The sequence below is a fragment of the Streptomyces sp. NPDC001594 genome (genome assembly GCF_042893675.1).
Lineage (GTDB): Bacteria > Actinomycetota > Actinomycetes > Streptomycetales > Streptomycetaceae > Streptomyces.
The window spans coordinates 350,731-372,705 of the sequence record NZ_JBIAVB010000005.1 but is presented as its reverse complement, the minus strand read 5'-3'; the positions used below and the strand labels follow the sequence as shown (position 1 = coordinate 372,705).

Here is a 21,975-nt window from a genome sequence, read left to right as displayed (position 1 = left end):
GCCCGCCGCGCGGGGCCGCTGGTCAGGTCACCGGTTCGCGTTGTGGATCTTCCGCATCCGGGCCGCCGCGTCCGCCTGGGACTCCTTCGCCCGGCCCGCGGCCTGCTCCGCCTTGCCCTTCATCTCCATCGTCCTGTCGTCGGCCATGTCGCCGATCTCTTCCTTCGTCTTGCCCTTGAGCTGCTCGGCCTTGCCCTTGATCTTGCCCATGACGGCCTCCCGGCTGGGGGTAGCGAACGCCTGGCGGCTACCCGGAATGCGGCGCCCCATGCTCCGGAAAAATCCGGCAGGTGCTCCGGCGCATGAACCCGCGCGGAGGTGGTAGACGCGGGAGGTCCCCATCCGAGAGGGACCAGGAGGTACTCAATGATTATCCTGGGCGTGATTCTGCTGATCATCGGTTTCTTGACCGGGATCTCGATCCTCTGGACGATCGGCGTCATCCTCGTCGTCATCGGCCTCGTCCTGTGGGTCCTGGGCGCCGTCGGGCACGCCGTGGGAGGACGGCGGCACTACTATTGACGGCCGCTCCCGAGCCACACCGTCCACCGTCCTGACCCCCGGCCCCTGCCCCCGGCGGCTCGCCGCCGGGGGCCCGGGCGCGTTCGGGCCCTGTCCCGCGCGAGCGGGGGCGAAGGGCCGGAGGGCGGCCTGGCGTGGCCGGCGGGCTCCTCAGCGCAGCGTCCAGTGGAACTTGCCGCCGCCGACCCACCGGACCTCGTCCAGGTCGTCGAGGTCGTGGATGGTGATCCCCACCTCGGCGGCGATCAGCAGCACGTCCGTCATCGACGTCGCCCGGCCCACGACCTCGTCGTCCACCTCGACGATCCGGAAGGGCGGCTCGCCGGGCTGGACGGCGAGGACGGTGATGCGCGCCGGGGACATGTGGGGTACCGATCCTTCAGTCATGGGAAAACGGTTCCACGAGGTGGCCGGTGTAGGACGCGGCGACACGTTTTCGGCGCTCCGATCCGCCGCTAGCGCAGCCCGCCGCCGCTCACCGCGCGCGGGCGGCCCGTTCGACGGCTTCCAGGACCCTGGCCGCTCCGTCCTCGGCGGCGATGACCCGCGCCGCCGCCCGCGCGGCCCGGGTGTACGCCTCCTCCCCCGCCACCCGCTCCAGCGCCGTGGCGAGCGCCTCGGCGGTGAGGGAGGCGAAGGGGACGGGGGCCGTCGCGGCGCCGAGCGCGGCGAGACGGCGCGCCCAGAACGGCTGGTCCGCCGCCACCGGGACCGGCACCGCCGGGACCCCGGCCCGCAGCGCGGCCGCCGAGGTGCCGGCCCCGGCGTGGTGGACGACCGCGGCCAGCCGGGGGAAGAGGAGGGCGTGCGGGACGTCCCCGACGGTGAGGACGTCCGGGCCGCGGTCGGCGGCGAGTCCGGCGCTGCCGCTCTGCAGGATGCCGCGCAGTCCGGCGCGGCGCAGGGCCCGTACGGCGAGCTCGCCGAGCCGCTCCCCCTCGCCGGAGGCCATGCTCCCGAAGCCGACGAGGACGGGCGCGGGGCCGGCGCCGAGGAAGTCCTCGACGTCCGCGGGCAGCCGCGCGGCGGGGTCGAGGTGGGGCCACCAGTTGCCCACGACCTCCAGGCCCGGCCGCCAGTCGGCGGGGGTCGGCACCAGGGCCGTGCTGCAGCCGTGCAGCACGGGCCAGTGTTCCCGCTCCCGCCGCCGGCGCATGGCGGAGGCGGCGAGCGGCGGCAGGGCCAGGCGGTCGCGCAGCCGGGCGGCTCCCCGCTCGCTGATCCGGTCGGCCATGCGCAGGGCGAACCGCCCGGCGGCGCGGTTGCCGAACCGGCCCAGCGAGCGGGCGCCGGTGACCACGGGCGGGAACGCGCCGGTGGGGGCGGTGGGCTGGAGGTAGACGCCGAGGCTGGGCGTACCGGTGGCCTCGGCGAGGTGCCAGCCGAGCGGGGCCGTGGTGGTGGACAGCAGGAGCAGGTCGGTCCCCGCGCCCACGGCGTCGGCGAAGCCCTGGCCCAGTTCGGTGAGGAACGCGGAGGCGGTGCGCATCAGCTCGCGCCGGTCGGTGACGTCCCCGCGCGGCCGGGTGTCGGCGGGCAGCGGCCGGAACTCCAGGCCCGCGGCGTGCACGAGGGGGGCGAACGGGGCGGTGGTGGCCAGGGCGACCTCGTGTCCGGCGGCGCGCAGAGCGGCGCCCAGGCCGGTGTAGGGGTCGACGTCGCCGCGTGATCCGGCGGCGGCGATGAGTATCTTCAGTGTCTTCATCGGGTCTCTTCCGTGTCGGTACGGCCGTCCGCGCGGCGGGCCGCGTTGGCGTGGACGGCCTTGCAGAGGTAGGCGGCGAGGCCCGGGCGCTGCTGGGAGGGCGGTACGACGAGGGCGAAGGCGCGCGGGTCGGCGAGGAAGTCGTCCGCGATGCGCCGGTGCATGGCGGGCGGGCAGGAGGTGAACCACCGCGAGACGTGCAGGCGGTGTTCCTCGGCGAGGTCCATGGCCCGTTCGCCGTCGCAGGGCTGTGCCTCGTCGAAGGCGGTGAGCAGTTCGGCGCGCCAGGCGGTGGCCTCGCGCATCAGCAGGCGCCAATCCTCCTTGGTGTGGGCGGCGGCGCGGGCCATCGCCTCACGGCGGCCCTCGGAGCCGGTCCACTTCAGCTCCGCCTCCGTGGCGTAGCTGAGGTCGAAGGCGATCTCCCCGAACACCTCGAAGCGTTCCTCGGGGGTCAGCCTGACCCCGGTCTGCTGGACCTCGATGGCCCGCGCGGCCACCTCGGCGAGCCGCCGCAGCCGGGCGATCTCCTCGCCCAGCTGCCGCTGCCGGGCCTGGAGGTGCTCCAGGACGTCGGCCTGCGGGTCGCGGAGGATCGCCGCCGTGTCCTCAAGGGTGAAGCCGAGCTCGCGGTAGAACAGGATCTGCTGCAGGCGCGCCAGGTCGGCGTCGTCGTAGAGCCGGTAGCCGGCCCGGCTGCGGCTGCCCGGGGAGAGCAGCCCGGCTTTGTCGTAGTGGTGCAGCGTCCGCACCGTCACCCCGGCGAAGGCCGCGACCTGTCCCACCGAATAACTCATCCACCTGCCCTTTCGTCGGCGCCCAGCCTGGAGCCTGACGTGGGGTGAGGGTCAAGTCCGGCTGCGGTCGCCCGGGTCGGCGCAGGCCTGGGCGACCGTGTCGGCGAAGGCGCGGGCGAGCGGGGTGAGGGCCTCCCAGCGGCGGACCGCCCAGCCGACGGGGAGCGGGGGCAGGTCGGTCACGGGGACCAGCCGCAGCGGCCCGCCGGCCGGTGCCCGCAGTCCCGGGACGGCCGGGACGACGGTGTGCCCCAGGCCGAGTTCGGCGAGCAGCAGGGCGGTGTCCCAGTCGGCCACGCTGGTGTCGGAGCCGACGCGGACGCCGAGTCCGGTCAGGGCCGCGTCCAGGCGGGCGCCGGAGAGGGAGTTCGGCGGGAGGCGCACCAGGCGCAGGTCGGCGAGGTCGGCGGCGCCGATGGCCGGGCGGGCCGCGAGTGGGTCCTCGGCGCGTACGGCGAGCACCCAGGGCAGGTCGACCACGGGGCGCTGCTCGATGCCGGGCACCGGCGGGCCGATGGTGACCCAGGCGAGGTCGAGGGTGCCGGCGAGGAGGGCGTCGAAGCAGCGGCGGGTGGAGGTCTCCGTGCGGAACTCCAGGCTCACGGCGGCGTGGCGGCGCCGGAAGCCCACGATGGCCTCGGCCATGAAGTGGCGGACGGTCGCCCCGCCGGTGCCGACGCGTACGGAGCCGCCCTCGCCGTCGGCCAGTTCGCCGATCCGGCGCAGCGCCCGGTCCAGTGCGCCGATGCCCTCGGCGGCCGCCTCCTGGAGGATGCGCCCGGCCGGGGTGGGCACCACGCCGCGCGGCCGGCGCTCCAGCAGGGCCACGCCGGTCTCCCGCTCCAGCCGTTTCACGTGCTGGCTCACCGCGGACTGCGTGCGGTCCAGTTCCCGCGCCACCCCGCTCAGGCTCCCGGCCCGGCAGACGGCCACGAACACCCGAAGATCGTCCAAGGTCACGAACCCCAAGCTAATGCTTGGGTTTGGCTTAGGAAACCCCAGGATTGACTGGGCTCGCGCACGCACGGCAGGATTTCCGTGGGCCCAGGCGGCAACCCGTCCGGCGCCCGCGACCCGGTTCCGGAGCCGGCGCGGACGCCGGACGGGTGCCGACCACCCCCTTCGACGTCCCACCTCGCACCTGTGGGTCAGCGCGTCAGTTCGGCTGCCAGGAGGTCCATCAGGAGGCCGTCGTGCCAGGTGCCGTCGGCGCCGCGCTCGTACTGGCGCATGATGCCGACCGGCCGGAAGCCCACCTTCTCGTAGCAGCGGATCGCCGCGGTGTTGTCGGCCGCCGGGTCGATGACGAGCCGGTGGTGGCCCAGGTCGTCCACGAGGTGGCGGGCGAGGGTGCGCACCGCGTCGGTGCCCAGGCCCCTGCCGTGCATGGCGGGGTCGAGGAAGAGGTCGATGCCGGCGTGCCGGTAGTCCGGCTCGTCCTCGGAGTGCCACTGGATCATCCCGACGATCCGCTGCCCGTGCCTGATGGTGAGGCAGGCGGTGCCGGGGTCCTCCAGGTCACCGGCGATCTCCGCTTCGAGGTCGTCCTCGCCCCTCCACCGGGCGCGGACCTCGGGGGTGGCACGGATGGCGGCCAGGGCGGGGATGTCCCCGGTGAGGGTGGGGGCGAGGTCGACGGACACACCGTGCAGCACTGTCATGGGCAGGCAGGATAGGCGACCGGGCGGTCACCAGCCGAGGACCGGGCCCAGGTCGAAGACGGGCGGGAGGGTGCCGCGGGGGTCCAGGTTGACGAACGTCCGCCCGTACAGGGCCGTCCGGTCCCCCGTCGGGAGGTCGCGCAGGACCGCCGGCTCGCCGGCCTGGGTGCCGGTGCGGGGGTCCAGCTCCCACAGGTGGGTGTACGCGCCCTCGGAGACGACGGAGACGCGGCCGGCGCCGTCCGTTCCCAGGGTGCGGACCGACCAGTCGTCACCGAGGGGACGGCTCCACAGGAGGTGGCCGTCCGTCAGCGAGAAGGCGGCCAGCACCTCGCGCTCCTCCCGCTCCGGTACCGCCACGACCAGGACGTCGTCGACGCGGATCCGGCGGCCGTCCTTCGACGGGACGTATGGGGAGTCCCCGTCCTGGCGCCGGCGGCCCTCCGCGTCGAAGGTGAGGAGGCGGTCGCCCGCGATGACGGCTGCGGCCGGGGCTCCCGCCACGAGGCGCGCCGGTTCGATCCCGGTCGGGAGCGGGGTCTGCCAGACACGGGACCCGGTGGCGGGGTTCAGGGCGAGGAGTCCGGCGCCGGACGCCGAGCGGGTGACGGCCAGGACTCGGTCGGGGCCGGCCAGGAGGTCCGTGGCGGTGGCCCCGTCCGGCAGCGGGGAGCGCCAGCGTTCGGCGCCCGTGCGCAGGTCGTGGGCCACGACGGCGCCGACCGTCGTGGTGACGGCGAGGGAGCCGCCCGCGGAAACCGCGCCCGACGGGGCGACGAGGGGCTTCGTCCACAGCTCACCGCCGCTCGCCAGGTCCACCGCCCTGACGCGGGCGCCGCAGGCACCATCCCACGCGTAGAGCAGGAGTCCGGTCCGGGCCGGGGCCTCCTGGCTCATGCCGCAGATCTCCGACCCGTCCGGGGAGGGGCCGAGGCGCCAGCCGTGGCGGCCCTCGCCGTCGTACTCGGTCGCCCCGTCCGTGCGGACCCGGACCACCGAACCGGCCCCGGGCACCTGCCAGGCCCCCAGCGGGCTGCCCGCGGCCGCCCCTTCCGGGAGCTGGTAGCCGAACAGGGTGAGGTGCGGGCCGCGCAGCCAGTCGAACCCCTGCCAGGCGGGCACCAGCGCGGCCGGGGACAGCAGGACGGCCGCCGCCCAGAGCGCCGCCGACCGGTGCGCGCGGCGCCACAGCACCGCCCGCCACAGCAGGGCGGCACCGGCCACGGCGGCGACGGCCCACAGCAGCAGCCACCCCAGCCCGCGCGGGCAGCCGCCGGCAGCGCACGCGACCTCGGTCATGTCGACGGCGAGCAGCTTCCCGCACAGCACGGCGTACAGCACCGCCACGGCGGTGAACGCGCAGGCTCCGACGAGCAGTACGGCCGACACCCGCCCCGTACGCGATGAACTGCCTTCCACGCTTCCCCCACCTGCCCGGACGCCGTGTGCGAACGTCCGGCGAACGCTGTTAGTTTCGGGTCTCATCCGCCTCTGAAAGTAGTCGACGTGCTCGTTGCCCGATCGGTCGCCCTGTTCGCCGTTGCCGCCCTGTTCGAGATCGGCGGCGCCTGGCTGGTCTGGCAAGGGGTGCGGGAGCACCGGGGGTGGGCGTGGATCGGGGCCGGGGTGATCGCCCTGGGCGTCTACGGGTTCGTCGCGACCCTCCAGGAGGACGCGAACTTCGGCCGGATCCTCGCCGCGTACGGCGGGGTGTTCGTGGCCGGGTCCCTCGCCTGGGCCATGGTCCTCGACGGCTACCGTCCCGACCGGGCGGACGTCGTCGGGGCGCTCATCTGCCTCGCGGGGGTGGGCGTGATCATGTACGGGCCGCGCGGCTAGGGGGTGTCCGTCGGATCAGGCCGTCGCCACGCCCGGCGCCGGAAAGGTTCGGCGCGGCCGGTCCCGCGGACCAGACTGGGCCGATGGACATCGGAATAGCCCTGCCCCAGTACGGCGGACACGCCCGCCCCGAGTCGATCGGGCCGTTCGCCCGCCAGGCCGAGGAGGCCGGCTTCGGCTGGCTGTGGGTCGGCGACCGGTCCCTCGCGCCGGTCTCGCCCAGCGACATCTACCCGGGCCACACGGCCGAGGACCCGTACCCGCCCGGGTTCCGCACCTTCCTCGACCCGTTGACCGTGCTGACCGCCGCCGCGGGGGCGACCAGCCGGGTCCGGCTCGCCACCAGCACCCTCAGCGCCCCCTGGTACCCGCCGCTGCTGCTCGCCCGCAGCCTCACCACCCTCGACGTGATCAGCGCCGGACGGCTGGTCGCGGGGCTGGGCATCGGCTGGCTGCGCGACGAGTACACCGCCGTGAACGCCGACTTCACCCGGCGCGGCGCCCGGCTGGAGGAGATCCTCGACATCCTGCGCGGCTACTGGACCGAGGAGGTGTTCGGCCACGAGGGCCCGCACTGGTCGATCCCCGAGTCGTACGTCGGCCTGCGCCCCGCGCGCCCGGGCGGGCCGCCGGTGCTGCTCGGCGGTCTCTCCCCCGCCGCGCTGCGCCGGGTCGGCCGCCGGGCCGACGGCTGGGCCGGGGTGCTGCTGCCGCCGGACATGGAGGCGGGGCTGTGGGACGTGGCGCGCCGGGCCGCGGAGGAGGCGGGCCGGGATCCGGAGGCGCTGACCCGTCACATCCGCCACAACGTCCGGCCCGGCACCGGCGCCGAGGAGATCGCCGCGGTGCTCGACGGTATCCGGGCCAGGGGTGCCGACAGCGCCTTCGTCGACCTCCAGCAGTGCGCGGCCGGCCCCGACGAGGCCCTGGAGCTGGGCGTCGAGGCACTGGAGCGCCTGCGGGCCGGCTGACCGGCGGATCGTGCGGAGCGGCGAGGCCACGGCGGAGGCCCCCCTCACGGCGGCCGCCGCCCGGATCGAGGAGCCGGCTGCCGGCCGTGACCACTCTCCTGGCCTTCGCCCGTACCGTGGCCGGCTGACCTCCACCGAGGAGGACCCGCTGCGTTCTGTGCGCGGCAGCGTGCGGCTGGCCGGGCGGCTCGAACGGGCCCGGCCCTGGGCCGGACGCAGGCCCCCGTGGCCCGCTCCTGACACCGGGCGGCCTTGTGCGCGGTGGCTCAGGCGGGGCGGCGGCCCCGGGCGGCCCACGCCCGGGCGTGGAGCGGGATCGAGCCGTCCGCGGCGCGCGGCAGCCGGTCCCGCAGCCGCTCGCGCAGGGCCGCGCGGTGGTCCTCGGGGAGCGCCGCGAGGTAGGAGGGGGCGGGGCCCTGTCCGCCCAGGAAGGGGGTCCAGTAGTCCTCGAAGTCCGCGAAGGGGGTCGGTACGCGGATCTCCTCGGTCTCCACGTCGGCGAGGCCCGCGCCGGCCAGCAGCGCGCCCAGGGCGGTCCGGGTGCACAGCGGGAAGCGGACGGCCTCGTCCAGGGCCCGGGCGGCCGGGTCCAGGGCGGTCGCGGCGTCCCAGAAGGCCCGGATGGCCTCCATCCCGCCCTCGCCGTAGTCCCAGAGGTAGACCCCGACCAGCCCGCCGGGGCGGACGACGCGCGCCATCTCGGCGGCCGCCCGCGGCGCGTCCGGAACGAAGTTGAGGACGAGTCCGCTGACGGCCGCCGAGGCGGTGGCGTCGGCGAACGGGAGGTTCCGGGCGTCGGCCCGGACGAACCGGGCCCGTGGGTCGCGGACGTGTTCCCGGGCGTACGCCAGATAGCCCTCCGAGGGGTCGGCGCCGACCACGGCCGCCGGTCGGGCCGCGTCCAGCACCGCCCGGGTGACGGCGCCCGTACCGCATCCGACGTCACGCCAGCTGCCGCCCGGCGCCGCGTCCAGCCCGCGGACGAACCGGGCGGCCACCAGACGGCTCCACCTGCCGACGTACGGTTCGTACGCCTCACCCGCTGCCCACACCGGCCCGTCCTTCCGCACGCCCGCACGACCGTCGCGGCCATCATGGCGGGCGGCCGGCGCCGGGGGCGGCGGCGCACCGGCACGTCGGGGCCGTCAGTACCCGGACGGGTCCGGGCCGGTACCGGTGAGGGCGCGGAAGCGGTCCGGCAGGGCCCGCAGCCAGGCCGCGCGGTCCGCGGCGATCTCGCGGAGCCGGGCGTCGTCGTTGCGGGCGACGAGGTGGCCCATGTAGCGCTCGTCGAACCGGGTGTACTCGCGGTGCAGTGCCTTCAGTGCGCGCGCCACCCGCCGTTCGTCGGCCTGGGTGAGGTGGGCGAGCGCGGTGACGTGGACCTTCCAGCGGCCCTCGACGGCCTGGCACAGCAGGGCGACGAGTTCGTTGTCCCGGTCCAGGACGCCGAGCAGTTCCTCCGAGCTCAGGCCGAGGGCGTCGGCCAGGAGCAGGGTCTGGCGGTCGGTGCCGGGCCAGCGGTGTTCGGCCTCGGCGCGGGCGTAGCCGTCCGGGTCCATGCCGATGCGCCGGGCCAGGCGTTCGGCGGTGAACCCGCGCGCCAGCCGGTGTTCCCGCAGGGTGGCGGGCGTGACGGCCATGAGCACGGCGACCGGGCACCACAGGGCGTCGGCCAGGGCGAGGAGTTCGGGTTCGGACGGGGTGGCGGTACCGGATTCCCAGGCGTGGACCGCTTCGTGCGGGCGGTCCATGCCCAACTGCGCCATGGCGGCGACGACGTGGCCGGGCGTCATGCCCAGGCGCTCGCGCGCGGCCCTGGCCTGTGCGGGGGAGAACGGGGGTGTGGACACGGGCGGATCACCGGGCCGGCGGGGCGTCGGCGAAGGCGTCCCAGTCGATCTCCTCCCGTGCCGTACGACCGGTCAGGCTGTGGAAGAACAGGTTGAGCAGCACGGCGGTGAGGCTGCCGAGGGTGATGCCGCTGCCGAGGACGGCCCGCAGCTCCGTGGGCATGCGTTCGAAGAACGGGCCGACGGCGGCCGGGAGCATCGCGGCGCCCAGGCTGAGGGCGAGGATCAGGGCGTTGCGCTCCTCCCTGAGGTCGACCTTGGCGAGGATCTGGATGCCGACGGTGGCGACCATGCCGAACATGGCGACGGCGGCGCCGCCGAGGACCGGGTGCGGGACGGAGGCGACGACCGCTCCGGCCTTGGGGACCAGGCCCAGCAGGATCATCAGGAAGCCGGCGGCGACCACGACGAACCGGCTGGTCACCCGGGAGATCCGGACGAGGCCGATGTTCTCGGCGAAGGCCACGTACGGGAAGGAGTTGAAGACGCCGCCGAGGACGGTGGCCACGCCGTCGGCGCGCAGGGCCCGGGCGACGGTCTCCCCGTCGACCTCGCGGCCGGTGATCTCGCCCATGGCGTAGACGTCGCCGGTGGTCTCGACCATGGTGATGACCATGACGACGGCCATCGCGAGCATCGGGAAGAGGTGGAACTGCGGGACGCCGTAGTGGAAGGGGGTGCTGACGCCGAGCCAGTCGGCCTGCTCCACCGGGCCGAGGTCGGCGTCGCCGAGCAGCCAGGCGGCCGTGGTGCCGCCGACGAGGCCGAGCAGGATGGCGACGCTGCGCAGGAAGGGTCCGCCGAAGCGGGAGAGGAGCAGGATGAGCAGGAGGGTGCCGCCGGCGTAGGCGAGGTGCTCGGGGGCGCCGAAGCCGGGCTTGCCGATCAGGTCGGAGCCGCCCCCGACGTCCTGCAGCGCCACGGGTATGAGCACGATGCCGATGACGGTGAGGAGGGTGCCGGTGACGATCGGCGGGAAGTACTTGGCGAGCCGCCCGACGAAGGGGGCGAGCAGGAACGTGGCGATGCCGCCGGTGATCACGGCTCCGTAGACCACCAGCAGTCCCGCGGTCCCGCCGCCCGCGCCCTGGCCGATGGCGATCATCGGGGAGACGGCGGTGAAGGTCGCGCCCTGGACGAGCGGGAGGCGGGCGCCGATCCGCCAGAATCCCCAGGCCTGGATGATGGTGGCGATGCCGGCCGTGACCAGGTCGGCGTTGATCAGGTAGACGAGTTCGCGCGGGGAGAGCCCCAGGCTGTTGCCCAGGATGATCGGTACGAGGACCGCGCCGGCGTAGAACGCCAGGACGTGCTGGAAGCCGTACAACGACAGTTGGGAGAGCGGGGGGACCGCGTCCACGGGGTGACGGTCGGCTGCCGGGGTACGTCGGCGCGAGGCCAGTGGTGCCATCTCTGCCTTGCCTTCGAGGGTAGGTAATGAGAGGGAACGCGACGGGGGGTCGCGTGGGAAAAGGGGGTGTGCCTCGGAGGAGGGCGCGTACGGGCGACCGCTCGGATCGGGCGGCTCGCGGGGCGTGGGACGGCACGGGGTTGCCGGTGCTCGTCCGGGCGCTGTGAGGCGGAACGGGGCCGATACTGTCGGAGGTCGCGGGGTTACGCAAGTCACCGGCCATGTTTTTGTTAGCCAAACCCGCAGGTAACTTGCGAATCAATGGCGAAGCGGCTTCTTCGCTTCGGATTCCGTTGCGGAGGGCGTTGTTCCGCAACTTTCCTTCGAGCGACGCGACTTCACGGCCCCGCAGGCCTGCGGGCCGCCGCCAGAACCGTGCAGAGGGCGAGGAGGAGCAGGGCGGTCAGGGCCGCCTGCCAGGGAGGGCCCTCACCGGCCGGCGCCGGGGAGACGCGGCGCCGGGGGTCGTAGGCCACCCGGACCTCGCCGCCGCGGGGTTCTGCGGAGGGGGCGTCCTTGAGCTCGGCGGGGTAGCCTCCGGGGCAGTCCAGCGCGAGGCGGTACACCGTCTTCTCCGCACCGCCCTCGCCGAACGAGGCCTCCACCTCGGCCCGGGACTCCCGGACGACGCAGGCGGCGACCGCACCGCGCGCCGCGGCCTGTTCCGTGGCCGCCACCGTCGAGAGCAGCCCCAGCGCGAGCAGCAGCGCGCCGAAGAGGCCGCCGGCCCCGCGCACGGCCGCGAAGTACGCCACGGCCGCGCCGAGGAGCAGCACCGCCCCGCCGGCCACCGCGAAGGTGGCCGACGGGGCGGCGGATCCGCCGAAACACCAGCGGGCCCAGGCGTACACGCACGCCGCGGCGACGGCGGGCAGCGCCATCGCGGCGGGCCGCCGGGCTCCCGGTTCCTCCTCCGTCACGCACACCACCCCCACCTTCGGACGTGCGGGGGCGGGCGGGCGGTTGCGCGGGAGGGGGGCCGGGGGGTCAGCCCTTCGTGGTCAGGGCCAGGGGCTGCTCGGGGGACTCCTGCGGGGCCTGCGCGGCCTGCCGCGCCGGCTGCGGGGCGGTCTGCGAAGGGGCGCGACCCCGCGCGGCGGAGGGCCTGCGGGCCGGCTGCCGGGCCTCGGCGGCCTCCTCCTCTTCCCACAGGCTGAGGTAGCGCTCGCCGGTGTCGGGCAGCAGGGTGACGATCGAGGCGCCGACGTAGTCCGGGTGGGCGGCCAGCCGGGCCGAGGCGTGGGCGACGGCACCCGAGGAGACCCCGGCGAAGATGCCCTGGCGGCGGGCGAGCTGCCGCGCGGCGGCGACCGCGTCCTCGTCGGTGACGGTCACCACGTAGTCGATCAGCGAGACGTCGGTCGTGGGGGCCACGAAGCCGCCGTTGAGGCCGGGGATGCGGTGCAGGCCGCCGGTGCCCTGGGTGAGGACCGGGGAGTTCTCCGGCTCGACCGCGACGACGCGTATCCCCGGGTTCTGCTCCTTGAGGTACGCGGCCGTGCCGCTCAGCGTGCCGCCGGTGCCCACGCCGCAGACCAGGACGTCGACGCGGCCCTCCGTGTCCGCCCAGATCTCCGGTCCGGTGGTCTCGTAGTGGGCCCGCACGTTGTCGGCGTTCTCGTGCTGGCGGGGGAACCAGGAGCCGGGGGTCGCCGCGTGCAGCTCCTCGGCCTTGGCTATCGCTCCGGAGTACCCCTGCTCCCGGGGGGTGCGCACGACCTCCGCGCCGAGCGCCCGCAGCATGCCGATCCGCTCGCGGGTGGCGCTGTCGGGGAGCACGATGACGCAGTGGTAGCCGCGGGCGGCGCAGAGGGCGGCCAGGGAGATGCCGGTGTTCCCGGAGGTGGCCTCGATCACCGTGCCGCTGCCCGGGGTGAGCTCGCCGCGCCCCTCGGCGGCGCGCAGCATGTAGAGGGCGGCGCGGTCCTTGCTGGTGGACATCGGGTTGGCGGCCTCGAGCTTGGCCAGCACGTGCGTGCCCGGGGCGGTGTCCTCGAAGTGGAGGCGGATCAGCGGGGTCGAACCGATCAGGTCCTCGATGCTGTCGGCGATGGGGCGCGTCTTACGGCTTTCCACGTGTGCTTCCTCACAAGTCGGGTCGTGCGGCTGCCTGTCGGGGGTGGTCGTACGGTCCGCCCGTACGCCGACGCAGTCTTCGTGGGGGGAGGTGCGAGGCGGGGAAGGGGTGCGGCGGCCGGGGCCTACCAGGAGCCGGCCGAGGCCGTCACCGCGTACAGGTCCTCCATGGGCTGCGGCTGCTCGCCGACCGCCTTGATCACGGCGGTGGCGGCCAGGACGCGGGCCCCCGGGGGGACGTCCTTGTTGACGAGGGCCTGGGCCCCGATGACGGCGTGCTCGCCGATGGTGACGGGGCCGAGGACCGTCGCGTTGGTGCCGAGCACGACGTGGTGGCCCACCACGGGGTGGCGGCGTTCACCCACGGGCCGCTTGTTGTCGCTCCACCAGCCGACCGCCCCCAGGGTCACCTGGTGATAGATCGTCACGTCGTCCCCGACCACCGCGGTCTCGCCGATCACGACGGCCGCGCCGTGGTCGATGAACACCCGCCGGCCGAGGACGGCACCGGGGTGGATCTCCACGGAGGTCTTGCGGCGCGCCTGCCAGGCGATGAGCCCGGCTGTCATGCGCATGCCACGCCGGTGCAGGCGGTGGGCCACGCGGTGCGCCCACAGGGCCGGCAGGGCGGCGTGCAGCAGTGCTTCGCGGCGGTTGCGCATGGAGGGGTCCTGGGCGACGACGACGTCCAGGTCCTCCTTCATGATCCGCAGCAGCCCGGGCTCCTTGTCGTGCGCCGAGTTCCGTCGGGTACGACCCGACATCAGAACGGTCTTCACCAGGGGAACTCCTTTGTTTCTGGGCGTCCCGGTCGGCAGGCCTCGTGCACGCGCGGGGCGGGTGGGCCCGGCAGGACCGCCGTATCCGGGTCGGAGCGGCGGTGGAATGCGCATGCCATCCGGACCGCGTCCGTGCCGATACGGTGCCAGCGCCTGCCGCAGCCCGGCTGGACCATGGCTCGCACGGCACCGGAGGACCGCTGGAGCCCCGGCCGTGCCCTGCGGGGCCGGCGGGCACTCCTGCGTACGGGACCACTCCCCGTCGCCCGCGGGACCCGGCGCGCGCCTGCCGGGCGGGGGTGGCGGGCGGGGTTACCGTCGGCGGCATGGACGGTGATCGGCGAGGGTGGCGCGCGTGTGTGCTCGGCGGGGCGGTGTTCGCGGTGTGCATGACCGGCACCACGCTGCCCACCCCGCTCTACGGCCTGTACCAGGAGAAGTTCTCCTTCTCCGAGCTGACGGTGACGGTCGTGTACGCGGTGTACGCCTTCGCCGTCATCGGGGTGCTGCTGCTGGCCGGGAACGCCTCGGACTCGGTGGGCAGGCGGCCGGTGCTGCTGGCCGGGCTGGGCTGTGCGGCGGGGAGTGCCGTCTGCTTCCTCGCCGCCTCCGGGCTGCCCTGGCTGTACGCTGGGCGGCTGCTGTCGGGCCTGTCGGCCGGGCTGTTCACCGGGGCCGCCACGGCCTACGTCCTCGAACTGGCCCCCGAGGAGGGCCGGGCCCGGGCCACGTTCGTGGCCACGGCCGCCAACATGGGCGGCCTCGGCTGCGGCCCGCTGCTCGCCGGGGTGCTCGCGCAGTACGCGCCCTGGCCGCTGTACCTGCCGTTCGCCGTCCACCTCGCCCTGGTGGCCGGGGCGGCGGCCGTGGTGCTGTGGCTGCCGGAGACCGTGCGGGAGCGGGGCCCGCTGCGTGCCGTGCGGCCGCAGCGGCCGGGGCTGCCCCCGCCGGTGCGGCCGGTGTTCGGGCCGGCGGCGATCGCCTCGTTCGCGGGCTTCGCCCTCTTCGGGGTGTTCACCTCGGTCAGCCCGGCGTTCCTCTCGGAATCGCTCGGGGTGCGCGATCACGCCCTGAGCGGGGTGGTCGTCGCGCTGGCCTTCTTCTGCTCCACCGCCGGGCAGCTGGCGGTCGGCCGGCTCGGGGTGGGGCGCTCGCTGCCGCTGGGCTGCGCGGTCCTGCTGGGCGGGCTGGCCCTGCTGGCGGCCGCCCTGCGGTGGGAGCTGCTGGTGCTGGTGGTGCTGAGCGCGCTGGTCGGGGGGTGCGGGCAGGGGCTGGCGTTCCGCGGGGCGCTGTCCGCGGTGGCCGAGGCCTCGCCGGAGGACCGGCGCGCCGCGGTGATCTCGACGCTGTTCGTGGTGGCGTACTTCGGCATCTCGGTGCCGGTGATCGGGGTGGGGCTGCTGGTGGGTCCGGTCGGACTGGAGGGCGCGGGGCTGGTGTTCATCGCCTGCATGGCCCTCCTGGTCTCGGCCGCCGGCGCCTACCTGCTGTGGCGGCCGGCGCGGACGGGGAGCTGAGCCGCCGGCGCCGGGTCAGCCGCCGCCCGTTCCCGGGCCGCCGGCCGACTCCCGGCCGCCGTCCTCGCGCGGGCCCGGGGCCGGGGCGGCCGCCGGATCCAGGACGCGGTTGAGGAAGTCACGGGTGCGTTCCTGGGAGGGCCGGGTGACCACCTGCTCCGCGGGCCCCTGTTCGACGATGACACCGCCGTCCATGAACACCACCCGGTCGGCGACCTCGCGGGCGAAGCTCATCTCGTGCGTGACGACCATCATCGTCATCCCCTCCCCGGCCAGGACCCGCATCACCGACAGCACCTCGCCGACGAGTTCGGGGTCGAGGGCCGAGGTCGGCTCGTCGAAGAGCATCACCTCCGGCCCCATCGACAGGGCCCGGGCGATCGCCACGCGCTGCTGCTGCCCGCCGGACAGCTGGGCCGGGTAGGCGTCCGCCTTCTCCGCGAGGCCCACGCGCTCCAGGTTCTCGCGGGCGACGGCCGCGGCCTTCTCCTTGTCCCGGCCCAGCACCCGGCGCTGCGGCAGGGTGAGGTTGCCGGTGACGCTCACGTGCGGGAAGAGGTTGAACTGCTGGAAGACCATGCCGATGCGGCGGCGCGCGGCATCGATGTCGACATCGGGGTCGGTGAGCTCCGTACCGCCGACGAAGACCTGGCCCCCGCTCGGTTCCTCCAGCAGGTTGACGCAGCGCAGCAGGGTGGACTTGCCCGAGCCCGAGGGCCCGATGACGCACACCACCTCGCCGCGGGCGACGTCGAGGTCGATGCCGCGCAGCACGTGGTTGTCGCCGAAGGACTTGTGCAGTCCCCGGATCTCGATCTCCGCGCGCTCCGCGCCCATGGTGTCCCCCGCCCCCGCCGTTCCCGTGGTCCGTGACATGGTGTCCTCCTCCTCACGTGGCCTTGTCGGCGCGGGCTTCCAGGCGGCGCACCACGAAGCTCAGCGGTACGGTCACCAGGAGGTAGCACAGGCCCGCGACCAGGATCGGGGTGGAGTTGGCGGTCTCGCTGGCGAGGTCCCGGCCGAACTTGGTCAGCTCCCGCTCCTCCAGGGTGACGCCCAGGAACAGCACCAGCGAGGAGTCCTTGAACAGCAGGACGAGCTCGTTGGTGAGCGGCGGGATGACGATCCGGAAGGCCTGCGGGATGATCACGGACACCATGGCGCGCCCGTGGGAGAAGCCGAGCGAGCGGGCGGCCTCCATCTGGCCCTTGGGCACGGCCTGGATGCCGGCCCGGATCGTCTCCGCCATGTAGGCGGCCGCGACCAGGCCGAGGCCCAGCGCGACCTTCCCGTACGTCCCTCCGGGGATCGCGGTGCCGGGGAACGCCAGCGGCACGGCGACCCCGACGAAGATGAAGATCAGCAGGGCCGGCAGGCCGCGGAACAGCTCGATGTAGACGGTCGCGACCCAGCGGTAGGGGGCCACCGACGAGAGCCGCATCATGGCGATGACCAGCCCGAGCACCAGGCCGAAGGCGAACCCGGAGAAGGTGTACACCACCGTGTTGCGCAGGGCGGTGGTGATGATCTGCGGGAAGAGCCGCGCCACCAGGTCCTTCTGCGCGAACTGGTTCTGCAGCCGGTCCCAGTCGGCGAGGACGCCCACCAGGACCAGCACCGCTACGAAGACCGCGTACTGGACGCCCTGCCAGACTCGGCGCCGCTGGCGCCGGGTCAGCCGAGAGGTCACGACGCCGCCTGGGGCAGCGGGCCGATCCACTGCTCGTAGATCTTCTTGTAGGTGCCGTCGGCCTTGGCGGTGGTGATGGCCTTGTCGATGGCGGCGAGGAGGGCGGAGTTGCCCTTCTTCACGGAGAAGCCGTACTTCTCCCCCGTCTCGATGTTCTGGCCGAGGACGAACGCGGAGGCGTTGGCCTTGTCCTTGAGCCAGCCCTGGACGACCGGGTAGTCGATGACGACCGCGTCGACCTGGCCCGTGCGCAGTCCGTTGAGGACCGCGTCAGAGCTCTCGAAGGCGACGGGGTTGAACCCCTGGCTCTTGGCGTAGCTCTCGCCGGTGGTCTCGGCCTGGGCGCCGAGCTTGGCGGACTTGGCCTTGACGTCGGCGAGGGAGGTGATGCCGCTCTTCTTGGTCGCCAGCAGCGCCTGGGTCGCGTCGAAGTAGGGGACGGAGAAGTCGACGTTCTTCTTGCGCTCGTCGGTGATCGTCATGCCGGCGGCGGCGAGGTCGCACTGGCCGGAGTTCAGGAAGGCGCCGGTCTTGAAGTTCTCGAACGGGGTGTCGAGGATCTTCTGCTCGACCTTGAGGTTCTGGGCGACGAGGTCGATGAGGGCCACGTCGAAGCCGACGACCTTGCCGTTCTGCTCGAACTGGAAGGGGGGGTAGGGCAGGTGGGTGCAGGTGGTGAGCTTGCCCTTCTGTACGACGGGGACTCCCCCGGCGGCCTCGCCGGGCCCGCTGTCGCCGGAGGAGGAGCAGCCCACGGCGAGGAACATGCCGGCCGCGGCGGCGGCCGCGGCCCGGAGGGCGGAGCGGCCGCGGGGGCCGCGGCGGGTGCTGGTGCGCTGACTGCGGTGTCCTTCGGCCGTGCGGAACACGGTTGACCTCCACGGGTGCAGGGCGGGCGGCGGTCGCGGGACGGGACCGTCCGATCGAGATCGTAAGCCCCGCCGGTGCGCGGCGGCGGGTGATTCGCGATGCGGCGGGTCCGGGGACGGGCCCGTGGTCCCGTCCCCGGCGGGCTGCGTCAGCGCGGGGGCCGGTGCGGGTTCGCGGCGGGTGCCGGAGCGGGCGCGCCGCCGGGGTCCCCGAGTGGCTCGGCCTCCTCCAGGCCTTCGAGGCCGGGGAACCGGTAGGGGTCGAGCGCCCAGCGGGGCGTGCGGGATGACAGTGCGTACGTCGGTGTGGTGTCCATCGAACCTCCCGAATGTAGTTACTGGCTGTGATGAGTTATTACTCTGTGCACTCGGTTGCGGGCGGCTGCGACTCCCACCCGAACGCCCCCAATGACATTTCTTCACATGACGTACACACCGTCAGCCCAGGAGGACGGAAACGGGCGAGACCGGGTCCCAGCCGGGGTCACGGCCCGTCAGCCGGGAGACCACCGCGGCCCAGGCGGCGGGATCGGCGGCGAGGCGGCCCCCGACGAGGGCGGCGAGGGCGGCCAGGGCGGTTCGGGCCGCGGGCGGGGCGTCCGGACGGCGGGCTGCGGTGTTCAGGTAGGCGAGCATCCGCGCGGCCGGGGCCGCCGTGCGCAGCAGGTCGTCCGGGGCGAGCGCGCCCGAGGCCAGCAGGCCGTCGAGCTGGGTGACGGGCGGGCAGTGGTGGAGGCCGGCCAGTCCGCGCCGGGCGCGGGCACGGGTGGCTTCGGGGCCGTCGGGCAGGCCGTCGGGGCCGGGCTCGTGGAGCAGTCCGGCGTAGCGGAGCCGCACTGCGGCGGGGGCGCTGCGGAGGTTGACCAGGTACTCCCAGTTCGGGAGGGGCTCCTGCTCGTGCGCGGCGGCCAGGGCCTCCCAGTCGACCGCCCCGGGCGTCGCCAGGACGGCACTGGTCGTCTGCCAGTGCGTGGGGCCCCGGCGCAGCCGCGTGAGGAGCTTGACCGGGTCCAGTTCGCGCTCGACGCGGGCCCGGAGCACCGCGGCCGGGTCCTTCGACGCGAGCGCCTTGGCGCACAGCCGGGCGGCCGCCGGGCCGAGCAGGTCCCGGCCGGCCAGGGCCGCGAGCCGGGCGGCTCCGCCGTGTTCGAGCAGGCCCAGGCAGCCCACCGCCTGCTGGGCGAAGCCCAGTTCGCCTCCCTGGCGGGCGAAGACCTCCTCGATCAGGGCGGGTTCGCGCGAGCGCAGCCAGAGGGCGCCCCCGGGCAGCGGGCCGGAGGGGTCCGCCCGCAGCTCCGCCAGGAGCCGGGCGCTGGTGCGCCCGTGGGGGCGGGTGACGATCCGGGCCCCGAGGTGGGAGGTGAAGCCGCGGCGCAGCAGGGTGAGGTCGACCTCGGGGTCGTCGAGGTCGACCAGGAGGTCCCTGGCGTCCTCGGCCAGCCGGCGCGACTGGGAGGCCAGGACGCGCAGGGCCTCGGGGTCGCGTCCGGCGAGCAGCCGGTCGAGGAGGACGCGCGGGGTCCGGTCGTGGCGCAGCAGGTACGCCGCGAGCAGCCAGGGCCCGTCGGGGCCGAGGCGGGGCAGGACCGCGTCGACCACGCCGGCGTCGGCCAGGGACAGCAGGGTGCCGAGGGGCCAGGCCCAGCGCCGGTTGCCCCCTTCCAGCAGCCGCAGCGCCTCGTCCGGGGTGGCCGGGGGGCTGCTCGCCGCACCCCGGGCGGGCGGGCCGGACGGCAGGTGGGGGCCGGATCCCGGGTCCTCGGTGCGGGACAGCCGCAGGAGTTCGGCCCAGCCGGGGCCGCCCTCGTCCACGCGCCGGTCCAGGCCGCCGTGGAGCGCGGCGGTGCGCGCCAGCCGGAGCCAGCCGTCGGGGTCGGTGCCCAGTTCCGTGCGCAACAGCCTGGCGAGGGCCCCCCGCCAGGCCGACGCGAAGGCCATGCGGCGCCAGTCGTGGGGCAGCAGGACCAGGTCCCGTGCCGGGAGCAGGCGGACCAGCTCGTCGGCGGGGAGGAGGCCCTGGGTGTAGGCCTGTTCGGTGAGCCGGGTGCCGGCGCCCCAGGAGCGGGGGCGCTCCGCGCGGACCTCCTCGGCGGTGGGGGCGGTGTGCCAGGCGCCGTCGGACGGTTCTACCCCGGCGGCCGCGCAGGCCCGGGCCAGCCAGCGGGGGGTCGCGAGGCCGGGGGCGTCCTCCTGCCGGTGGTGCGCCAGGAAACGCAGGACGGCGGGGTCTTCGGGGAGCGGGGCGTCGGCGGGCGCGAGGGAGTACAGCAGGTCGAGGGCGGCGAGAGCGGCCCGCTCGTCGGGGGTGCGGGGGGCCTCCGGCGGCGCCGCCTGACCGGCCGAAGCGACGGCCGCGGCCCGCCCGACCGTCCCGGCCGCCCCGTCCTCCGAGGGAGCGTCGGGGCGCCCCGGTGCCTCGGACGGCTCTGCTCCTTCGCCCTGCGCGGGGGTTGTGAGCTGCGCCGACGCGTCGGGCTGCGCCGGAGCTCCGGGGTGCGCCGACTCCCCGGCCCGCGCGGGCGGTGCCGACTGGGCCGATGCCTCCGGCTGCGCGGGGCCGTCTGCCTGCGCGGCGGGTGCGGGCGGTATCGGCGCCCCGGACTGCGCGGGCAGGACAGGGTGCGCCGGTGCCTCGTCGGGGGCCGGGGCTGTCGGGCGGGTCGGCCGGGGCTCCGGGGTGCGGCCGGCCTCGGCGATCAGCTCCGCCAGGGTGCCCTGGTGGGCGGGCAGGGCAGCGTCCAGGGCCGCCCAGGCCTCGGGGCGTTCGCCGAGGTGGGTGGCGGCGAGGGCGGCGAGTTCGTCCCGGGCGGTGTCGGTGAGCAGGCCGCGTTCGGTGAGCCGGGCCAGGGCGGCCACCGCGTGCACGGCGGGGCGGGCGGTGCGGATCAGTCCGGCCGGGTCGAGGAGCCCGGCCGCGGCCATGCCCTCCGCCCACTTCGCGGCCGAGTCGTCGAGCGGTTCGCGGGCCAGGCGCCGCCCGGGCGGCTCCGCGTTGCCGACGCGCCGTCCGCCGACGCGCCAGGGCTCATTGAGGACGCTGAGCCGGAACGCCAGGCGCTGGGCGTCGTCCGCCGCCTCGTGCCGGGCGAGCTCCTCGCAGGCCTTGGGCATGAACGGGGTCTTGGCGTGCGCCTCGGCGAGGGCCGCCATGTCGTGGGCGTACGGCTCGGCCAGCAGGGCGGCGAGGCTGCTCGTGCCCCGGGTGGTGGCCAGCAGCGCCGGCAGCCGGGCGGGGTCCTCGTAGGGCTCGCCGCCCTCGCGCAGGCGGCGCAGCCCGTTGCCCGAACCGTCCTCCTCGGCCAAGGCCTTGCGGACGGCCGAGCAGACGGGCAGGCTCAGATGCCGCAGCACGTCCGAGCCGTCCAGCAGGGCCTCCAGGGCCCGCTGTCCGGCGGTTTCCCATATGCGCACGAGCGCGTGCCGCTGGACCACGCCGCGCGTCTCCAGGGACCTCAGCGCGCGCACGGTGAGCTCCGGGTCGCCGGAGGTGAGCAGCGGGGTGAGCCAGGTGGCCGGGAGCAGGCGCGTGCCGTCGGTCAGTTCGGCGCGCAGGTCCCCGTCCATCGGTACCCGGTGGAGGTTGCGCACGAGGGTGCGGCGCAGGGACGTGGTGCAGCGCGGGTTGCGGTAGACGGCGGCCGCGACGCCGGCGTCCCCGACGGCGAGCAGCCGGGCCAGCACCCGGCTGTCGAGCCGCGGGTGGCGGGCCAGGGCGGCCCGGGCGGCCGTGTCCCCGTGCTCCGTGACGGCGGTGACCAGCTGCGGGCCGGGCAGCGCGCCGCCCGCGAGGAGGGCGTCACGGGTGCGGTCGGGGAACACCGCCAGGGCCGCGGCGGCCTGTTCGGGCCGGGCGTGCTCCAGCAGCAGGGCGAGGGTGGCGTGCACGCTGCGGGGCACCGGCGGGCGGACCTCGCCGGGGGCGGCCGGCGGCGCGGGCGGCGGGACGTCGGCCAGCAGGCCGGACAGGGTGCCCCGGTGGCGGACGAGCGCGTCGTGCAGACCGGGCCACCGGTCGCCGGGCAGCCCGGCCACCCAGGCGCGCAACCGCTCCGCCGCCGCCCCGTCCACTCCGCCGGCGGCGGCGACGGCCGCCCCGAGGGTGCGCGCGGGGCGGGCCTCCTCCACCGCCCGCAGGGCGGCGCCCGCCACGGGGGCGGCGCCGCCGCGGGGTGGGGCGAGGGCGGCGCGCACCACCTGGGAGACCGGACTGCTGTGCGAGTGGCTCATGGACGCCATGCTAGGGAGCGGGTCTGACAACTCCCCGGCCCCGCCCCCGCGTCCGCCG

General features: G+C 75.3%; 22 protein-coding genes. 4 read left to right on the top strand and 18 right to left on the bottom strand.

The features are described 5' to 3' along the window. Positions 1–27: 27 nt before the first annotated feature. Positions 28–210, bottom strand: a complete 183-nt coding sequence (locus ACFY0O_RS13200) for a CsbD family protein (protein ID WP_388946432.1) — start codon at positions 208–210, stop codon at positions 28–30. A gap of 156 nt (positions 211–366) precedes the next feature. Between ACFY0O_RS13200 and ACFY0O_RS13195 the strand changes: the two genes are divergently transcribed. Next, the gene (locus ACFY0O_RS13195; RefSeq protein WP_167747614.1) at positions 367–522 is read left to right on the top strand and encodes a DUF6131 family protein; all 156 of its coding nucleotides are present in this window, start codon (positions 367–369) and stop codon (positions 520–522) included. A gap of 150 nt (positions 523–672) precedes the next feature. On the opposite strand, the gene ACFY0O_RS13190 is transcribed toward ACFY0O_RS13195, so the two are convergent. The 6 genes from ACFY0O_RS13190 to ACFY0O_RS13165 form a co-directional block, all read right to left on the bottom strand. Continuing rightward, positions 673–909, bottom strand: coding sequence for a hypothetical protein (locus ACFY0O_RS13190; RefSeq protein WP_388946429.1), 237 nt, complete (start codon positions 907–909; stop codon positions 673–675). A gap of 88 nt (positions 910–997) precedes the next feature. Then, a complete protein-coding gene (locus tag ACFY0O_RS13185) occupies positions 998–2,218 on the bottom strand; it encodes a glycosyltransferase (RefSeq protein ID WP_388946718.1) in 1,221 nt (406 codons plus the stop codon). A 5-nt stretch (positions 2,219–2,223) separates the two neighbouring features. Continuing rightward, a complete protein-coding gene (locus tag ACFY0O_RS13180) occupies positions 2,224–3,024 on the bottom strand; it encodes a MerR family transcriptional regulator (RefSeq protein ID WP_388946426.1) in 801 nt (266 codons plus the stop codon). 51 nt (positions 3,025–3,075) lie between these two features. Further along, a complete protein-coding gene (locus ACFY0O_RS13175) occupies positions 3,076–3,984 on the bottom strand; it encodes a LysR family transcriptional regulator (RefSeq protein WP_388946424.1) in 909 nt (302 codons plus the stop codon). A gap of 188 nt (positions 3,985–4,172) precedes the next feature. Then, a complete protein-coding gene (locus tag ACFY0O_RS13170; RefSeq protein ID WP_388946421.1) occupies positions 4,173–4,685 on the bottom strand; it encodes a GNAT family N-acetyltransferase in 513 nt (170 codons plus the stop codon). Positions 4,686–4,712: 27 nt separating this feature from the next. After that, entirely contained in the window at positions 4,713–6,104 is a 1,392-nt protein-coding gene (locus tag ACFY0O_RS13165; protein WP_388946419.1) for a PQQ-binding-like beta-propeller repeat protein, read from the bottom strand. 87 nt (positions 6,105–6,191) lie between these two features. Between ACFY0O_RS13165 and ACFY0O_RS13160 the strand changes: the two genes are divergently transcribed. Together ACFY0O_RS13160 and ACFY0O_RS13155 are read left to right on the top strand one after the other, a co-directional pair. Further along, positions 6,192–6,524, top strand: coding sequence for a YnfA family protein (locus ACFY0O_RS13160; RefSeq protein ID WP_388946417.1), 333 nt, complete (start codon positions 6,192–6,194; stop codon positions 6,522–6,524). Positions 6,525–6,607: 83 nt separating this feature from the next. Then, positions 6,608–7,495, top strand: a complete 888-nt coding sequence (locus ACFY0O_RS13155; protein ID WP_388946414.1) for a TIGR03619 family F420-dependent LLM class oxidoreductase — start codon at positions 6,608–6,610, stop codon at positions 7,493–7,495. A 266-nt stretch (positions 7,496–7,761) separates the two neighbouring features. Here the strand turns inward: ACFY0O_RS13155 and ACFY0O_RS13150 are convergent, their stop codons facing one another. The 6 genes from ACFY0O_RS13150 to epsC form a co-directional block, all read right to left on the bottom strand. Next, on the bottom strand, positions 7,762–8,547 hold the full coding sequence (locus tag ACFY0O_RS13150) for a class I SAM-dependent methyltransferase (RefSeq protein ID WP_388946412.1): 786 nt from the start codon (positions 8,545–8,547) through the stop codon (positions 7,762–7,764). Positions 8,548–8,640: 93 nt separating this feature from the next. Then, positions 8,641–9,348 (bottom strand): helix-turn-helix domain-containing protein, encoded by a 708-nt coding sequence (locus ACFY0O_RS13145; protein WP_388946410.1) that lies wholly within the window; start codon positions 9,346–9,348, stop codon positions 8,641–8,643. Positions 9,349–9,355: 7 nt separating this feature from the next. After that, complete coding sequence (locus ACFY0O_RS13140; RefSeq protein ID WP_358893889.1) at positions 9,356–10,708, bottom strand: nucleobase:cation symporter-2 family protein; 1,353 nt, start codon at positions 10,706–10,708, stop codon at positions 9,356–9,358. A 389-nt stretch (positions 10,709–11,097) separates the two neighbouring features. Continuing rightward, positions 11,098–11,679 (bottom strand): hypothetical protein, encoded by a 582-nt coding sequence (locus ACFY0O_RS13135; RefSeq protein ID WP_388946407.1) that lies wholly within the window; start codon positions 11,677–11,679, stop codon positions 11,098–11,100. Between the two features lie 67 nt (positions 11,680–11,746). Further along, the gene (locus tag ACFY0O_RS13130; protein ID WP_388946405.1) at positions 11,747–12,835 is read right to left on the bottom strand and encodes a PLP-dependent cysteine synthase family protein; all 1,089 of its coding nucleotides are present in this window, start codon (positions 12,833–12,835) and stop codon (positions 11,747–11,749) included. Positions 12,836–12,960: 125 nt separating this feature from the next. Beyond that, the gene (gene epsC, locus ACFY0O_RS13125; protein ID WP_388946716.1) at positions 12,961–13,599 is read right to left on the bottom strand and encodes a serine O-acetyltransferase EpsC; all 639 of its coding nucleotides are present in this window, start codon (positions 13,597–13,599) and stop codon (positions 12,961–12,963) included. Positions 13,600–13,940: 341 nt separating this feature from the next. Between epsC and ACFY0O_RS13120 the strand changes: the two genes are divergently transcribed. Next, positions 13,941–15,131, top strand: coding sequence for an MFS transporter (locus ACFY0O_RS13120; protein WP_388946403.1), 1,191 nt, complete (start codon positions 13,941–13,943; stop codon positions 15,129–15,131). A gap of 15 nt (positions 15,132–15,146) precedes the next feature. Here ACFY0O_RS13120 and ACFY0O_RS13115 read toward each other — a convergent pair whose 3' ends face one another. The 5 genes from ACFY0O_RS13115 to ACFY0O_RS13095 all read right to left on the bottom strand — a co-directional run bounded on the left by ACFY0O_RS13115 (position 15,147) and on the right by ACFY0O_RS13095 (position 21,917). Beyond that, positions 15,147–16,007, bottom strand: coding sequence for an amino acid ABC transporter ATP-binding protein (locus ACFY0O_RS13115; protein WP_388946401.1), 861 nt, complete (start codon positions 16,005–16,007; stop codon positions 15,147–15,149). Positions 16,008–16,020: 13 nt separating this feature from the next. Then, positions 16,021–16,821 carry an amino acid ABC transporter permease gene (locus ACFY0O_RS13110; RefSeq protein WP_358893885.1) on the bottom strand — a complete coding sequence of 267 codons (801 nt, stop codon included), beginning with the start codon at positions 16,819–16,821 and terminating at the stop codon, positions 16,021–16,023. Continuing rightward, positions 16,818–17,588 (bottom strand): ABC transporter substrate-binding protein, encoded by a 771-nt coding sequence (locus ACFY0O_RS13105; RefSeq protein ID WP_121017501.1) that lies wholly within the window; start codon positions 17,586–17,588, stop codon positions 16,818–16,820. Before ACFY0O_RS13105 ends, ACFY0O_RS13110 begins: the two co-directional genes overlap by 4 nt. Before the next feature lie 251 nt (positions 17,589–17,839). Further along, positions 17,840–18,007 carry a hypothetical protein gene (locus tag ACFY0O_RS13100; RefSeq protein ID WP_358893884.1) on the bottom strand — a complete coding sequence of 56 codons (168 nt, stop codon included), beginning with the start codon at positions 18,005–18,007 and terminating at the stop codon, positions 17,840–17,842. Positions 18,008–18,128: 121 nt separating this feature from the next. Further along, a complete protein-coding gene (locus ACFY0O_RS13095; protein WP_388946397.1) occupies positions 18,129–21,917 on the bottom strand; it encodes a hypothetical protein in 3,789 nt (1,262 codons plus the stop codon). Between the last annotated feature and the right edge of the window lie 58 nt (positions 21,918–21,975).

Coding starts and splice junctions, on each gene's coding strand:
- ACFY0O_RS13200 (WP_388946432.1), bottom strand. CDS start 210: ATGGGCAAGATCAAGGGCAAGGCCGAGCAGCTCAAGGGCAAGACGAAG.
- ACFY0O_RS13195 (WP_167747614.1), top strand. CDS start 367: ATGATTATCCTGGGCGTGATTCTGCTGATCATCGGTTTCTTGACCGGG.
- ACFY0O_RS13190 (WP_388946429.1), bottom strand. CDS start 909: ATGACTGAAGGATCGGTACCCCACATGTCCCCGGCGCGCATCACCGTC.
- ACFY0O_RS13180 (WP_388946426.1), bottom strand. CDS start 3,024: ATGAGTTATTCGGTGGGACAGGTCGCGGCCTTCGCCGGGGTGACGGTG.
- ACFY0O_RS13170 (WP_388946421.1), bottom strand. CDS start 4,685: ATGACAGTGCTGCACGGTGTGTCCGTCGACCTCGCCCCCACCCTCACC.
- ACFY0O_RS13155 (WP_388946414.1), top strand. CDS start 6,608: ATGGACATCGGAATAGCCCTGCCCCAGTACGGCGGACACGCCCGCCCC.
- epsC (WP_388946716.1), bottom strand. CDS start 13,599: ATGTCGGGTCGTACCCGACGGAACTCGGCGCACGACAAGGAGCCCGGG.
- ACFY0O_RS13120 (WP_388946403.1), top strand. CDS start 13,941: ATGGACGGTGATCGGCGAGGGTGGCGCGCGTGTGTGCTCGGCGGGGCG.
- ACFY0O_RS13115 (WP_388946401.1), bottom strand. CDS start 16,007: ATGTCACGGACCACGGGAACGGCGGGGGCGGGGGACACCATGGGCGCG.
- ACFY0O_RS13105 (WP_121017501.1), bottom strand. CDS start 17,588: ATGTTCCTCGCCGTGGGCTGCTCCTCCTCCGGCGACAGCGGGCCCGGC.
- ACFY0O_RS13100 (WP_358893884.1), bottom strand. CDS start 18,007: ATGGACACCACACCGACGTACGCACTGTCATCCCGCACGCCCCGCTGG.
- ACFY0O_RS13095 (WP_388946397.1), bottom strand. CDS start 21,917: ATGAGCCACTCGCACAGCAGTCCGGTCTCCCAGGTGGTGCGCGCCGCC.